At 62.0% G+C, this 14629-nt stretch carries 12 protein-coding genes; 7 read left to right on the top strand and 5 right to left on the bottom strand.

From position 1 onward, the window contains the following. Positions 1-64 precede the first annotated feature (64 nt). From AC07VV_RS09730 to gcvH, 3 genes are all read left to right on the top strand, one after another. Positions 65-1681: an ABC transporter permease gene (locus tag AC07VV_RS09730; protein WP_495036097.1), complete on the top strand. Its 1617-nt coding sequence runs from the start codon at positions 65-67 to the stop codon at positions 1679-1681. 156 nt (positions 1682-1837) lie between these two features. Then, positions 1838-2920: a glycine cleavage system aminomethyltransferase GcvT gene (gene gcvT, locus AC07VV_RS09725; protein WP_495036096.1), complete on the top strand. Its 1083-nt coding sequence runs from the start codon at positions 1838-1840 to the stop codon at positions 2918-2920. A 48-nt stretch (positions 2921-2968) separates the two neighbouring features. Beyond that, positions 2969-3352: a glycine cleavage system protein GcvH gene (gene gcvH / locus AC07VV_RS09720; protein ID WP_192562778.1), complete on the top strand. Its 384-nt coding sequence runs from the start codon at positions 2969-2971 to the stop codon at positions 3350-3352. Positions 3353-3424: 72 nt separating this feature from the next. Here the strand turns inward: gcvH and AC07VV_RS09715 are convergent, their stop codons facing one another. Then, entirely contained in the window at positions 3425-4567 is a 1143-nt protein-coding gene (locus AC07VV_RS09715) for a DegT/DnrJ/EryC1/StrS family aminotransferase (RefSeq protein WP_495036095.1), read from the bottom strand. 157 nt (positions 4568-4724) lie between these two features. Between AC07VV_RS09715 and gcvP the strand changes: the two genes are divergently transcribed. After that, the gene (gene gcvP, locus AC07VV_RS09710; RefSeq protein WP_495036094.1) at positions 4725-7598 is read left to right on the top strand and encodes an aminomethyl-transferring glycine dehydrogenase; all 2874 of its coding nucleotides are present in this window, start codon (positions 4725-4727) and stop codon (positions 7596-7598) included. Between the two features lie 55 nt (positions 7599-7653). Here the strand turns inward: gcvP and AC07VV_RS09705 are convergent, their stop codons facing one another. Continuing rightward, complete coding sequence (locus tag AC07VV_RS09705) at positions 7654-7974, bottom strand: DUF2388 domain-containing protein (protein ID WP_169843014.1); 321 nt, start codon at positions 7972-7974, stop codon at positions 7654-7656. 137 nt (positions 7975-8111) lie between these two features. Here AC07VV_RS09705 and AC07VV_RS09700 point away from each other — a divergent pair, with 137 nt between their 5' ends. Beyond that, positions 8112-9077, top strand: coding sequence for a hypothetical protein (locus AC07VV_RS09700; protein ID WP_495036093.1), 966 nt, complete (start codon positions 8112-8114; stop codon positions 9075-9077). Positions 9078-9082: 5 nt separating this feature from the next. On the opposite strand, the gene tfpB is transcribed toward AC07VV_RS09700, so the two are convergent. Next, entirely contained in the window at positions 9083-10867 is a 1785-nt protein-coding gene (gene tfpB, locus AC07VV_RS09695; protein WP_495036092.1) for a type IV pilus assembly ATPase TfpB, read from the bottom strand. 90 nt (positions 10868-10957) lie between these two features. Beyond that, complete coding sequence (locus AC07VV_RS09690) at positions 10958-11296, bottom strand: ACT-like domain-containing protein (protein ID WP_493065661.1); 339 nt, start codon at positions 11294-11296, stop codon at positions 10958-10960. A 126-nt stretch (positions 11297-11422) separates the two neighbouring features. Between AC07VV_RS09690 and AC07VV_RS09685 the strand changes: the two genes are divergently transcribed. After that, positions 11423-11893 carry an Lrp/AsnC family transcriptional regulator gene (locus AC07VV_RS09685; RefSeq protein ID WP_007951785.1) on the top strand — a complete coding sequence of 157 codons (471 nt, stop codon included), beginning with the start codon at positions 11423-11425 and terminating at the stop codon, positions 11891-11893. Positions 11894-11932: 39 nt separating this feature from the next. On the opposite strand, the gene AC07VV_RS09680 is transcribed toward AC07VV_RS09685, so the two are convergent. Continuing rightward, positions 11933-13303, bottom strand: a complete 1371-nt coding sequence (locus tag AC07VV_RS09680) for a CYTH domain-containing protein (RefSeq protein WP_096817442.1) — start codon at positions 13301-13303, stop codon at positions 11933-11935. Between the two features lie 156 nt (positions 13304-13459). On the opposite strand from AC07VV_RS09680, the gene argE reads away from it, so the two are divergent. Further along, positions 13460-14608 (top strand): acetylornithine deacetylase, encoded by a 1149-nt coding sequence (argE, locus tag AC07VV_RS09675; RefSeq protein ID WP_096817444.1) that lies wholly within the window; start codon positions 13460-13462, stop codon positions 14606-14608. The last annotated feature ends 21 nt before the right edge of the window (positions 14609-14629 follow it).

Genomic DNA, 14629 nt, shown 5'->3' with positions numbered 1-14629 from the left:
CGCAGCGTCACAGGATGTGTGCCCACGCAGAGCGTGGGCACAATCATTTAACGAGAGTCTTTCCTTGGCCCACCCCGCCCAGCGTCGCTGGTACCCCATCGTCTTCGCCATCGCCGCATTGGTGCTGCTCCCTCTCAGCGTCCTCCTGCTCTCATGGCAAACCATCGATCACCAGATCTGGTCGCACCTGTGGGAAACCCAGATGCCGCGTCTGCTGGGCAACACCCTGACGCTGGTGCTCGGTGTCGGCATCGGCGTGACCCTGCTGGGCGTAAGCCTTGCGTGGCTCACCAGCCTCTGCGAATTCCCCGGTCGGCGCTGGCTCGACTGGGCGTTGATGCTGCCCTTTGCGATCCCGGCCTATGTGCTGGCGTTCGTGTTCGTCGGCCTGCTGGACTTCGCCGGTCCCGTGCAAAGCCTGTTGCGCGAATGGTTCGGAACCGGCCTGCGTCTGCCGCGAGTACGCTCCACCGGTGGGGTGATTCTGGTGTTGGTGCTGGTGTTCTACCCCTACGTTTATCTGCTGGCGCGCACCGCGTTTCTCGCCCAAGGCAAAGGCCTGATGGAAGCAGCGCGGGTGCTAGGGCAGTCGCCGTGGCAGGCGTTCTGGCGGGTGGCATTGCCGATGGCGCGGCCAGCCATCGGCGCCGGTGTGGCGCTGGCGTTGATGGAAACCCTGGCGGATTTCGGCGCAGTGTCGGTGTTCAACTTCGACACGTTCACCACGGCGATCTACAAGACCTGGTATGGCTTCTTCAGCCTGTCGAGCGCCGCGCAACTGGCCAGCCTGTTGTTGCTGGTGGTGATGCTGGTGCTGTACGGCGAGCGGCGCGCCCGTGGCGCGAACCGGGCAAGTAATGAACGGCCACGGGTCAAAGCGCTGTATCACCTGCGCGGGCCCAAGGCCTGGGCGGCGACCGGCTGGTGCGGTCTGGTGTTCGCCTGTGCGTTTGTCATCCCGGTGCTGCAACTGCTGGTGTGGTTCTGGCAGCGCGGGCGTTTCGATCTGGATGAGCGTTACGCCGGGCTGATTCTGCACACCCTGTATCTGGGTGGCATGGCGGCGTTGATTACGGTCAGCGTGGCGATGTTGCTGGCGTTCGCCCGACGTCTGGCACCGACCCGGGTGATCCGTTCCGGCGTCAGTCTGGCCAATCTCGGCTACGCGTTGCCGGGCTCGGTGCTGGCGGTGTCGATCATGCTGGCATTCAGTTATCTGGATCGTGAGCTGGTGATTCCATTCTCCGGCTGGCTCGGCGGTGCGGGCAAACCACTGCTGCTGGGCAGTCTGGCGGCGTTGCTGATGGCTTATCTGGTGCGGTTCGTGGCGGTGGCCTACGGGCCGCTGGAAAACAGCTTGGCGCGTATACGGCCCTCTTTGCCTGAAGCGGCACGTAGCCTGGGTGTCAGTGGGCCGCGACTGTTTTTCAAAGTGTATCTGCCGCTGTTGCTGCCCGGCACACTCAGCGCCGCACTGCTGGTGTTCGTCGATGTACTCAAGGAAATGCCTGCAACCCTGCTGATGCGCCCGTTTGGCTGGGACACGCTGGCGGTGCGGATCTTCGAAATGACCAGCGAAGGCGAATGGGCGAGGGCGTCTTTGCCGGCGCTGACGCTGGTGCTTGTCGGGTTGTTGCCGGTGATCGGCCTGATCCGACGCTCGGCGCACAGAAACACTTAGTCGTCAGTCCTGAATCATGCGGCTACAATGCGCGGCATTCGGTGCGGTCCGTCTGACAGACCCTGTCGCTGAAATCGGCTGAAAGCCTTCTTCTACAGGGCTTTCAAACCGTGCAGCAGCGCTCCGCACCTTCGCCACGCCCGGAAGGAGAAACCCATGGGACAGCGTACGCCTCTGTATGACCTGCATCTCGCCCTCGGCGCGAAGATGGTCGATTTTGGCGGTTGGGACATGCCACTGCATTACGGCTCGCAGGTCGAGGAGCACCACGAGGTGCGCCGCGATTGCGGGGTGTTCGATGTATCCCACATGACCGTGATCGATGTCGCCGGCCACCAGGCCAAGGCCTGGCTCCAGCATTTGCTGGCCAATGACGTCGAACGCCTGCACAGCCCCGGCCGTGCGTTGTACAGCACCATGCTCAACGAGCGCGGCGGCATCGTCGACGACATGATCGTCTATCGTCTTGAGGACGGTTACCGACTGGTGGTCAACGCTTCAACCCGTGATCAGGACCTGGCGTGGATGCAGGCGCAACTCGCCGGCTTCGACGTGCAACTGCACGAGCGCACAGATCTGGCGATGCTCGCCATTCAAGGCCCTCATGCCCGGCACAAGATTGCCGAACTGGTGACCCAGTCCCGCGCCAATCTGATCCAGATGCTCAAGCCTTTCGAAGGCCACGTTGACGGCGACTGGTTCATTGCGCGGACCGGCTACACCGGTGAGGACGGTCTGGAAATCGCGCTGCCGGCCGATCAGGCCCCCGGATTCTTCAACGATCTGGTGGGCGCCGGCATTTCCCCCATTGGCCTTGGTGCCCGCGACACGTTGCGGGTGGAGGCCGGGATGAACCTCTACGGTCAAGACATCCATCAAGACGTTTCGCCACTGGCTTCGAACATGGCCTGGAGCATCGCCTGGGAACCGGCCACGCGTCGGTTCATCGGTCGCGATGCGCTGGAAGCGGAAAAAACCGCCGGCGTGCAGCACAAACTGGTGGGTCTGGTGCTCGAGGAACGCGGGGTTTTGCGTGCGCATCAGGTGGTTCGTATCGCTGATGTTGGCGAAGGGGAGATCACCAGTGGTAGTTTCTCTCCTACGCTTAGCAAGTCGATTGCCCTGGCGCGTGTACCGATGGCGACTGCCGACCGCGCCGAAGTGGAAATCCGTGGCAAGTGGTATCCGGTACGAGTGGTCAAACCGACCTTCGTCCGTCACGGCAAAACCTTGATCTAACCTTTTCCGGCGGGCACGACCGCTGACAATTTCTTGAGGACACCGAGCATGAGCAACATCCCAGCCGAACTGCGTTTTGCCGAAAGTCATGAATGGGCGCGCCTGGAAGCCGATGGCACCGTCACCGTGGGCATCAGCGATCACGCGCAGGAAGCGCTGGGTGACGTGGTGTTCGTTGAACTGGCCGAAGTCGGCAAAGTGTTTGCTGCCGGTGATGCTGCTGGTGTTGTCGAGTCGGTGAAGGCCGCTTCCGACATCTACTCCCCGGTCGGCGGTGAAGTGATCGCGGTCAACGAAGAGTTGGCCAGCGCGCCGGAAGAACTGAACAACGATCCGTACGCCGCGTGGATCTTCAAGCTCAAGCCAAGCGACAAGGCCGAGCTGGACAAGCTGCTCGACGCTGCCGCCTACAAGGCTGCCATCGGCGAATAAGCTTCAGGCAATACCGCAAAGCCCCGATCCGTCGGGGCTTTTTTGTGCGCGCAGCTGTTTATCGGGGATGACTCAAGCGTTGCCCAACACCGCTTTGACCGCCGCCACAGAGCGCTCGACATCTGCCTTGGTCATGGTAGTGAACATCGGCAACGACACAATCAGCCGCCCGACGCGCTCGGCCACCGGCAACATGCCTTCCTTGAAACCGCGCTCGCGGTACAGGCTCAGCAGGTGGATCGGTGGGTAGTGATAGCCGATGCCGACGCCCAGCGCCTGCATCTGTTCCATGAACGTGGCCCGCGCCGGCAAGCCGTCCTTGCGCTCCGGCAACACCAGCTGGAACAGGTGCCAGTTGCTGTTGGTGAAGTCGGCTGGCGGCAGTTGCGCGCCGTACGTGGCTTCGAAGTCGTCGCCAAAGCAATTGAAGTAATGGCGAGCCAGTTCCTGACGATGGGCGGTCAGCGCTTCGATGTGGGCGAACTGCCCGAGGCCGATGACGGCCGCGACGTCGGTCATGTTGAACTTGCCGCCCAGCACATCGACATCCAGACCGTCGAAACCGTTACGGGTGACGCCCTGCAGGCGATATTTCTCCGCCAGACGCACTTCTTCCGGCGTATTCAGCACCAGGCATCCACCCTCGGAGCAGGTCACGTTCTTGTTGGCCTGGAAGCTGAACGACACGAAGTCTCCGGTGGCACCGATGCGCTGGCCGTTCCAGCTCGAACCGAGTGCCTGCGCGGCGTCTTCGACGATGCGCAGGTTGTGCTTTTTGGCGATGGCGTACAGGCGCTCCATGTCCACCGGCAGCCCGGCGAGATAGACCGGGATGACGGCTTTGGTGCGTGGGGTGATGGCCGCTTCCAGTCGATCCAGGTCAATGTTGCGGGTGACCGGGTCGATGTCGGCGAACACCGGTGTGGCCCCCACCTCAAGAATCACGTTGGCCGTGGCCACCCAGGAAATCGGTGTGGTGATCACTTCATCCCCCGGCCCGATGCCGGCGATGCGCAGGGCGATTTCCATGGTGCAGGTGCCGGAGTTGAATGTGCGTACCGGGCGCCCGCCGAAATATTCCGACAGTTGCGCTTCGAAGGCCTGGACCTTCGGCCCGCTGGTGATCCAGCCGGAACGCAGGACATCGCCGACGGCAGCAATGGTGGCTTCATCGATGACAGGTTTGGAAAACGGCAGAAACGGCAGTTGGCTCATGAGGATTCAATCATCCGAGGGTTGGGCGCGTGTTACAGGTGCCACAGCATGCCCCGTTCGGCCACCCGCCGCCAAGCCGTCCGCGACGGTATCGACTGCTATGCTGGTTTGACCGTGTTGCATTGACGCCGAGCCGCCAGCCAAGAGAGAGCCCGTCATGTCCCAGTTGCCATCCCTGAGCCAGTTACGCGACCCCCATGCCTTCCTGCGCCGTCACCTCGGCCCCGATGCCGCCGAGCAGCAGGCGATGCTCGACAGCCTGGGCCTCGGCAGCCGGATCGAACTGATCGAGCAGACTGTCCCGCCCGCCATCCGCCTCAACCGCGAACTGGACCTGCCGCCCGCGCTGGACGAGCAGGCTGCGCTGGCGAAACTGCGCGGGTACGCCGAACAGAACCAGGTCTGGACCAGCCTGATCGGCATGGGCTACCACGGCACCCTCACGCCGACGGTCATTTTGCGTAACGTGCTGGAAAATCCCGGTTGGTACACCGCGTACACGCCGTATCAACCGGAGATCGCCCAAGGCCGGCTCGAAGCGTTGCTCAACTTCCAACAACTGACCATCGATCTCACCGGTCTGGAACTGGCCAACGCCTCGTTGCTCGATGAGGCGACGGCGGCCGCCGAGGCCATGGCGCTGGCCAAACGCGTGGCGAAATCGAAGAGCAATCTGTTTTTCGTCGACGAAAACTGTCATCCGCAAACCATTTCCGTGGTGCAGACCCGCGCCGAAGGCTTCGGCTTCGAGCTGATCATCGACGCTGTGAATAACTTGAAGCAGCACCAGGTATTCGGCGCGCTGCTGCAATACCCCGACACCCACGGCGAGGTCCGCGACCTGCGTCCGTTGATCGATCACCTGCACGCGCAACAGGCGCTAGCCTGTGTGGCAGCCGATTTGCTCAGTCTGTTGCTGCTGACGCCGCCGGGCGAACTGGGCGCCGATGTGGTGTTCGGCTCGTCCCAGCGTTTCGGTGTGCCGATGGGTTACGGCGGGCCGCACGCGGCGTTTTTCGCCAGTCGTGAAGAATACAAACGGGCGATTCCCGGGCGGATCATCGGCGTGTCGAAAGACGCGCGCGGCAACGTTGCGCTGCGCATGGCCCTGCAAACCCGCGAGCAGCACATTCGCCGGGAGAAGGCCAATTCGAACATCTGCACCGCCCAGGTGCTGTTGGCCAACATCGCCAGTTTTTACGCGGTCTATCACGGGCCGCAAGGGCTGAAGCGGATCGCCCAGCGCGTGCACCGGCTGACCTGCATCCTCGCGGCCGGCCTTGAGCGGCATGGCATCAAGCGCATCAACGAGCACTTTTTCGACACGCTGACCCTGGACGTCGGCGGCGCGCAGACCGCGATCATCGAAAGCGCTCAGGCGGCGCAAATCAACCTGCGGATTCTCGGTCGCGGTCATTTGGGCCTGAGCCTCGATGAAACCTGTGATGAGAGCACCGTCGGCAAACTGTTCGACGTGTTGCTGGGTGTCGATCATGGGCTGAACGTCGAGGAGCTCGATGCCGAAGCGTTGGTATCCGGGATTCCTGACAACCTGCAACGCAACTCGCCGTACCTGCGCCACCCGGTGTTCAACGCCCATCACAGCGAAACCGAGATGCTGCGCTACCTCAAGCAGCTGGAGAACAAGGATCTGGCGCTCAACCAGTCGATGATTCCGCTCGGCTCCTGCACCATGAAACTCAACGCCACCAGCGAAATGATCCCGATCACCTGGCCGCAGTTCGCCAACCTGCACCCGTTCGTGCCTCGGGAGCAGGCTGTCGGTTACACACTGATGATCGAAGAGCTGGAGCGCTGGTTGTGCGCGATCACCGGGTTCGATGCGATCTGCATGCAGCCCAACTCCGGTGCCCAGGGCGAATATGCCGGGTTGCTGGCGATCCGCAAATATCACGAAAGTCGTCACCAGGGCGGGCGCGACATCTGCCTGATCCCGTCCTCGGCCCACGGCACCAACCCGGCCTCGGCGCAGATGGCCGGGATGCGGGTGGTGATCGTCGAGTGCGACGACGCCGGCAACGTCGATCTGGAGGACTTGAAAGCCAAGGCGTCCGAGGCCGGGGACAAATTGTCGTGCCTGATGGCGACGTATCCGTCGACCCATGGCGTGTACGAGGAGGGCATCAGCGAAATCTGCGAAGTTATCCACAAGCACGGCGGTCAGGTGTACATGGACGGTGCCAACCTCAATGCCCAGGTCGGGCTGGCGCGGCCGGCGGACATCGGCGCCGATGTGTCGCACATGAACCTGCACAAGACCTTCTGCATTCCCCACGGCGGAGGCGGGCCGGGTATGGGCCCGATCGGTATTCGTGCGCATCTGGCGCCGTTCGTCGCCAACCACCCGGTGGTGCCGATCGACGGGCCGCAACCGCAGAACGGCGCGGTGAGCGCAGCGCCTTGGGGCAGTGCGAGCATTTTGCCGATCAGCTGGATGTACATCGCCATGATGGGGCCGCAACTGGCGGACGCCAGCGAAGTGGCGATTCTTGCGGCGAATTACCTGGCGCAGCATTTGTCCGGCGCGTTTCCCGTGCTCTACACCGGGCGCAATGATCGGGTCGCCCACGAGTGCATTCTGGATCTGCGGCCGCTGAAAGCGCAGACCGGCATCAGTGAGGAAGACATCGCCAAGCGCCTGATGGATTACGGCTTCCATGCACCGACCATGTCGTTCCCGGTGCCGGGTACATTGATGGTCGAGCCGACCGAGAGTGAATCCAAGGCTGAACTGGACCGCTTCATCGGCGCCATGTTGAGCATCCGTGCGGAAATCACCGAAGTGCAGAACGGCAACTGGCCGGCCGAGGACAACCCGCTCAAGCGTGCACCCCATACGCTGGCCGATGTCACTGGCGTCTGGGAACGGCCTTACAGTATCGAACAGGGCATTACCCCGGATGCACACACCAAGGCGCACAAGTACTGGCCGGCGGTGAACCGGGTGGACAACGTCTACGGCGACCGCAACCTGTTCTGCGCGTGTGTGCCGGTAGACGATTACCGCTGATTGGCGGGCAAAAAAATGCCGCTCAAATGAGCGGCATTTTTTGTGGGCGGAAGGTTTATTCCGATGCCACGGCGTTCTTCGCCAGGATCGCGTTCGCCAGTTCCATGTCCGTCGCCTGCAGGCCCGGGTTGTCGGCGCGGACTTTCTGCATGGCGGCTTCCAGATAAGGGCCACGGATACCGCCATCGCTGGCAACGAAGCTGCCGGCATCATCCTGGGCAGCGACGATCAGCTTGTGATCCTTGAAAGTCAGGTACGTCGAGCCAGTGGTGGCGCCGGACGAAATGACGTTACGCCAAAAGCTGTCGGCCATCGCTGAACCAACGGGAAGGGACAGCAGGGCGAGGGTGGCGACAGCAAGTTTGAGACGCATGATGAGGTGACTCCACAGGGGTTGACTGGTGCGTTGGATCGTCATTTCCCCAAACGAGTTCCATGACGGCTGAAGTAGCGCTGGAGACGCGATGGGTAGTTTGACACCATGCCCCCTGATTTTTTCGCAGGGATGCAATTGTGGGTGTTATCGCGCTGATTTACGTGGTGATGTGGACGGTGCTGATGGGCGCGTTCATCGGTCTTCCTGGCCTTTTGATCATGCTCTGTGTTCCGCCGTGGCGCAGGGCGCTGCTGCGCCATCCGCGCAAATTTGCTGTCCTGATGCTGGTCTGTGTCTGCGTGGTTGGCTTTACCTTGTTTCAGGTGATGGTCAGTTATCGGGAAAACAAGCTCCTTAATCCGAAACTGGAGGATGCCGTTCAAGTTCAGGGTCTGAATTTTCCTGCCGGCACCCGGTTGCACCTGAGATCAGCCGAACCGCTGGACGGGAGCGGCCAGCCTCAGGTCTATGGACTGGCCAACCTGCGGGGTGCCGAGTTTGCTGTACCGCATACCATCAAGGGAATGCGAGTTTCTACCCTGCAGATGACTCTCCCGTTGGCAGTAGATTTGAAGCTCGTCGGGGATCAAGAGGTGGAGGGCTGGCCCTGTCGCGGAGGGAGTTGGGTCCATCTGGGCTTCGGCGAGCATACCCGGTTTCAGCCGGAGCATTGGCAGTTCAGCGATTGTCAGTTGGTGGCTGGTACGAAAATCGCCGGGCTGAACTGGCCGGATTCCAGCCAGCTCTACAAGCTGGACACCGGCTACGCTGTTACCCATTTTCGTTCGACATCCACGGTTTTCATCGACGGCATAGAACTGGCGAACGTGAGCGTCCGTCTGGATCCGCAGCGCACGCTCGTGCGTTGGGATGGGAACCTGAAGAGCCCGCTGACCCTTGGCGAGTGGACGTACCCCCAAGGAATGAGAGTGCAACAGAACGCGCCGCACACATTGATATTCAGTGCGGACGAATACTACACCGGACGAAACCTGCACTCCGGCAAGAAGCTGGGGCCCGGCCAGTCGATTGAGCAGCATAGGCTGGACGGCTCTGAGCTATGGATCAAACCCAGCACCGAGGTTGAGGGGTTTGACCGGTAACCGGGCTATTTCTGTTCGCTTTGCGGGGTGACCCGCAACACCTCCTCGATAGTCGTCAGCCCCGCCGCGACTTTCTGCGCGCCGGACAATCTCAGGCTGCGCATGCCCTCCTTGAAGGCCTGGCGCCGGAGCGCCGTCAGATCGGTATCCGGGCTGATCAACGCCTTGAGGCTGTCGGTCAGTTGCATGATTTCGTAGACCCCGGCGCGACCGTGATAACCGGTGTCGCGGCATTCGAGGCAACCGATGGCCCGTTGTGCGTTGCCCGGCAGCGGCGCCTGCCACGGTCGGGTCAGGGTTTGCCAGTCTTCCTCGCCAATGGGCAATGGCGCCTTGCAGTGCGGGCACAGCGTACGAACCAGGCGCTGGGCCATGACCCCGAGCACCGTGGCCTTGATCAGGTAATGCGGCACGCCGAGTTCCAGCAGGCGGCTGATGGCGCTCGGTGCATCGTTGGTGTGCAGGGTCGACAGCACCAGGTGCCCGGTCAATGCGGCCTGGATCGCCATTTCAGCGGTCTCCAGATCACGGATCTCGCCGATCATGATGATGTCCGGGTCCTGCCGCATCAGCGCCCGCACCCCGGCGGCGAAGGTCAGGTCGATGTTGTGCTGCACCTGCATCTGGTTGAAGGCCGGCTCGACCATCTCGATCGGGTCTTCGATGGTGCAGAGGTTGATTTCCGGGGTCGCCAGTTTTTTCAGGGTGGTATAGAGCGTGGTGGTCTTGCCCGAACCGGTCGGCCCGGTCACCAGAATGATGCCGTTGGGCTGGCGGGTCATGTCCTGCCAGCGGCGCAGGTCGTCGGCGGAAAACCCGAGCTGATCGAAATCCTTGAGCAGCACCTCCGGGTCAAAGATCCGCATCACCATTTTCTCGCCGAACGCGGTGGGCAGCGTCGACAGGCGCAACTCGACCTCGCCACCGTCCGGGGTCTTGGTCTTGACCCGGCCGTCCTGTGGTTTGCGCTTCTCGGCGACATTCATTCGCCCAAGGCTTTTCAGGCGACTGACGATGGCCATCGTCACCTGCGGCGGGAACTGATAGACGTTGTGCAGCACGCCGTCGATGCGAAAGCGCACCGTGCCTTGCTCGCGGCGTGGTTCGATGTGGATATCGCTGGCCCGCTGCTGAAAGGCGTACTGGAACAGCCAGTCGACGATGTTGACGATGTGCGCGTCGTTGGCGTCCGGCTCCTGATCGCTGGCGCCGAGGTTGAGCAACTGTTCGAAGTTGCCGAGGTTGCTGCCTGGCTGGTCGGCGTTGCTGGCGCCGCTGACCGATTTGGCGAGTCGAAAGAACTCGACGCTGAAGCGCTGGATGTCCACCGGGTTGGCGACGACCCGTTTGATCGGCAGTTTCAGCACGTGGGTCAGGTCGGCTTCCCAGCCATTGACGTAGGGCTGGGCGCTGGCCACGGTCACTGCATCGCGGTCGACCGACACCGCAAGAATCTTGTGGCGCTGGGCGAAGGCGTAGGACATCAGCGGGGTGATGGCGGCGACGTTGATCTTCAGCGGATCGATCCGCAAATACGGCTGGCCGGCCTGCTGCGCCAGCCACAGGGTCAGGCTTTCCAGGTCCAGGTGTTTGCCCGGCCGGCTGAGGTCATCCAGTTGCTGGCCGGCGATGAATTCCAGCGGGTGCACCTGCCCGTGGGTGGCATGCCGGCGGCGCGCATTCAGTGCGTGCTCGGCGGAGTCCTGGCTGATGAAGCCCTGGGCGACCAGTTCACGCAATACATCATTGAGATCCAGCCAGCGGTCCTGAGTGGCGAGTTGAACGGACATGCGGGCTCCTTTTGAACGACAGTTCGCCAAGGATAGTCGTGGCCCCGCAGACCGTTGGGCCACTACCCGACAAAGGCGTTTCCGCTTTTGTCAGCCTGCCGCCTGAGTGGGCGCATCCCACGCCGCGTCGGGGTTTTGCAGGTTCACCGAGCAGACGCTGATCAGGTTACGAAGTTTTTCCGCGATCACCTGGGCGCGATGCCAGCTCAGGCCACTCATGACGATGTCGATGGACAGCAGGTCGTCCAGGCGCTGGACATTGACCTGTTCCGGGGTGAGGAACTGCAAGGCGAACAGGTTCAACACACGCACCAGCAAATCCGGCTCGGCCTCGGCCAGGATCTGGTATTGCGCGTGGCAATGGGCGTTGCTGGCGTTCCACACATCGGCACGGGGCGCTGGGGTGTTGACGGCTTCGAGGTGTGGCATGGCTGGTCTCCGGAATCAGTGGAGGAATTTTTACATTCGATGCCGGGCATTTCTTATCTAAGATGAGCTGATTACGTGATTGATCGGTTTGATCAATTCGCCATTGGCTTGTTTTGAGGATTTTTTATGCACAGTGAGCTGGACAGCTACGACCGGCGCATTCTCGCCCTGCTGCAAGAGGACGCTTCCTTGTCCAGCGCACAGATCGCCGAACAGGTGGGCCTGTCGCAGTCGCCTTGCTGGCGGCGGATTCAGCGGATGAAGGAGGAGGGGATCATTCGCGGCCAGGTGACTTTGCTCGATCGCAAGAAAATCGGCCTGAACACGCAGATCTTCGCCGAAATCAAACTCAACGCCCACGGCCGTTCGAACTTCACCGAATTCACCGAGGCGATTCGCGGCTTTCCCGAGGTGCTGGAGTGTTACGTGCTGATGGGGGCGGTGGATTTCTTGTTGCGGATTGTCGCGGCGGACATCGAGGCGTATGAGCGATTCTTCTTCGAGAAGCTGTCGCTGGTGCCGGGGATTCAGGAGGTGAACTCGATCGTGGCGCTGTCGGAGATCAAGTCGACGACGAGCCTGCCGGTACTGCGCTGATGATCGTTCCCACGCGTGGGAACGATCATCATCCGGGGATTACATGCGCAGCAGCATTTTCCAGGCGCGGTTCTGGTAAACCGCAATCGCCTGATGCTTGCGTGCATCGAGCAGTTCATCCGTGATGGTCGGCTCGTTGGCCAGTTGTGCCAGTTTGTTCAGCTCGCCGTACAGACGATCCATTTCCGGGATTTCCAGCACGTTGCGCGCGTGGTGCAGCCAGACCTGGATGCGCTCGATGCGCGGCAGTTGCTCGGCCAGATCTTCCGGCTGCTGCTGATAACGCTGCAATTGCAGCGAAGTGGCTTCTTCGCCCAGCAGACGCGGCAACCAACTGCCCAATTGCGCAGCGCCCTGGCGATTGCCACGGGTGTTGCGGTCGGCCGCCCAGGTGCGGGCCAGCAGCCAGCGCGACGTGTTCAGCGAGAACAGGCCCCAGCGCGGGTCTTCCAGTTCTTCGAGGAACTGCTCCGGCGCGGCTTTGCGCACGTCTTCGTCTTCAATGCCGACTTGCACCAGCGGGCGCCAGTCTTCCAGCAGGGCGTCCAGCGCAACGCGCAGGTCGTGGGTCGACTGACGCGGGGCGGCCTGGCCGAGGCTGCTGAGCAGGGCGCGCATTTCCGCGAGGTTCTCGACCCAGTCCTGCAGCAGGCGCCAGTGGCCGTTGAAGCGATACTGTTCGGCCAGACGCTGGCTGCTGCCGAGCAAGTGCCAGCTCAGGGCAGCGAAGGCATCGTCCAGCGGGGTTTCAGCGGTGATGGCCGGTGCCGGCAGGCTCAGCGAGTAGCTGTTGGCGTCGTACAGGCGATAGCCTCGCTCGGCCTTGCTGATGTCGCACGGCATCAGGGCCAGGGTTTCGGCCAGTTCGGCGGCCAGTTCCAGCAACGCGGCAGGCTCGCCTTCGCGCAGTTCCAGTTCCAGCTCGCAGATTTCTTCTTTCTGTTTGCCGACTACCACGTGGCCCAGGTCCAGCGCGGCTTCGATGACTACTTTGGTCTTGCCACGGCCCCAGGCGATTTCGGCGCGCTCGCGGACGAAATCGGTGGTGAAGATCGGCTTCAGGGTTTTCTTGTCCAGCTCGGCGAGGGACTCGGGCCAGCATTCGCCGTCGAGTTTCTTCACGTCGAGCTTGGCTTTGGGCAGGTTCCAGTCGTATTCGTTACGCTCGGACAGACCGGCAACGCTCTGGCCGCGGGTCTTGAGGGTCTGAATCACTTCTTCGCCGTCCTTGCGCAGGCGCAGGGCAACCTTGGCCCGGGCCAGGTCACGCTCGGGCGTGTCGAAATACTGATTCATCAACTCACGGCGTTCCCAGCCACTTTTGTTGCGTTTTTTCAGAAGAGGGTGCTCGCGCAGGGCGGCGAGGGTTTCGCGGCTGACGCGGAGTTTGATTTCGGTTTCTTTCTGCATGGCCGGAAAATCCAGGATCGGGAGCGCAGCCGGGGGAATGTGTGGCTGCCAAGGCCGTGCAGTGTACAGGACTCAAACTTCCTACGCCTTGCGGCGGTTTATTCTCGGCGCCGGATGGTTCTATGATGGACTTCAATCCGGGAGTTGGAGTCAGCGATGCCTTTGCCGTCCATGCAAGACCAGTTCGCTGCACTGATCGCCGTGCCGTCGGTCAGTTGCACCCAGCCGAGCCTCGATCAGTCCAACCGGGCAGTGATTGACTTGCTCGCGGGTTGGCTCGGTGATCTGGGCTTCAGCTGCGATATCCAGCAGGTCAGCCCCGGCAAGTTCAACCTGCTCGCCAGTTTCGGTAGCGGCCCCGGCGGGCTGGTGCTGGCCGGGCACAGCGACACGGTGCCCTACGACGATGCGTTGTGGAAAACCGATCCGCTGAAACTCACTGAAGTCGATGGCCGCTGGGTCGGCCTCGGCAGTTGCGACATGAAGGGCTTCTTCGCCCTGATCATCGAAGCCGTGCAACCGCTGCTCGACCAGCCGTTCAGGCAACCGCTGCTGATCCTCGCCACCTGCGATGAAGAAAGCTCGATGTCCGGCGCCCGGGCGCTGGCCGAAGCGGGGCGGCCGCTGGGCCGGGCGGCGGTGATCGGCGAGCCGACCGGGCTCAAGCCGATCCGCATGCACAAGGGCATCATGATGGAGCGCATCGACATCCTCGGGCAGAGTGGCCATTCGTCGGATCCACGCCTGGGGCACAGCGCCCTCGAAGCGATGCACGACGCCATCGGCGAACTGCGTGGCCTGCGCCTGCTGTGGCAGCGCGAATTCAACAACCCGCAGTTCAGCGTGCCGCAGCCGACCATGAACTTCGGCTGCATCCATGGCGGTGACAACCCCAACCGTATCTGCGGTCAGTGTTCGCTGGAGTTTGATCTGCGGCCACTGCCGGGAATGGACCCGAAGGTCCTGCGAGCCGAGATCCTGCGCAAGCTCAACCCGGTCGCTGAACGGCATCAGGTGAAGATCGACTACGCACCGTTGTTCCCCGAAGTGCCGCCGTTCGAGCAGGCCGAGGACGCCGAACTGGTGCGAATTGCCGAAAAACTCACCGGCCACACGGCCGAAGCGGTAGCGTTCGGCACCGAAGCGCCTTATCTTCAGCGCCTTGGCTGCGAAACCATCGTGCTCGGCCCCGGCGACATCGCCTGCGCCCACCAGCCGGACGAGTACCTTGAAATGTCACGTTTGCAGCCTACCGTGCATCTATTGCGGCAGTTGATCGAACATTACTGTCTCAAAGCTGTATAAATTGCCGTCCGGCCAACCCGT

The organism is Pseudomonas sp. GW821-FHT02C04, assembly GCF_059421845.1.
The sequence above is the reverse complement of the archived record's forward strand: the minus strand, read 5'-3'. Positions and strand labels throughout refer to the sequence as shown.

Coding starts and splice junctions, on each gene's coding strand:
- gcvT (WP_495036096.1), top strand. CDS start 1,838: ATGGGACAGCGTACGCCTCTGTATGACCTGCATCTCGCCCTCGGCGCG.
- gcvH (WP_192562778.1), top strand. CDS start 2,969: ATGAGCAACATCCCAGCCGAACTGCGTTTTGCCGAAAGTCATGAATGG.
- AC07VV_RS09715 (WP_495036095.1), bottom strand. CDS start 4,567: ATGAGCCAACTGCCGTTTCTGCCGTTTTCCAAACCTGTCATCGATGAA.
- gcvP (WP_495036094.1), top strand. CDS start 4,725: ATGTCCCAGTTGCCATCCCTGAGCCAGTTACGCGACCCCCATGCCTTC.
- tfpB (WP_495036092.1), bottom strand. CDS start 10,867: ATGTCCGTTCAACTCGCCACTCAGGACCGCTGGCTGGATCTCAATGAT.
- AC07VV_RS09690 (WP_493065661.1), bottom strand. CDS start 11,296: ATGCCACACCTCGAAGCCGTCAACACCCCAGCGCCCCGTGCCGATGTG.
- AC07VV_RS09685 (WP_007951785.1), top strand. CDS start 11,423: ATGCACAGTGAGCTGGACAGCTACGACCGGCGCATTCTCGCCCTGCTG.
- AC07VV_RS09680 (WP_096817442.1), bottom strand. CDS start 13,303: ATGCAGAAAGAAACCGAAATCAAACTCCGCGTCAGCCGCGAAACCCTC.
- argE (WP_096817444.1), top strand. CDS start 13,460: ATGCCTTTGCCGTCCATGCAAGACCAGTTCGCTGCACTGATCGCCGTG.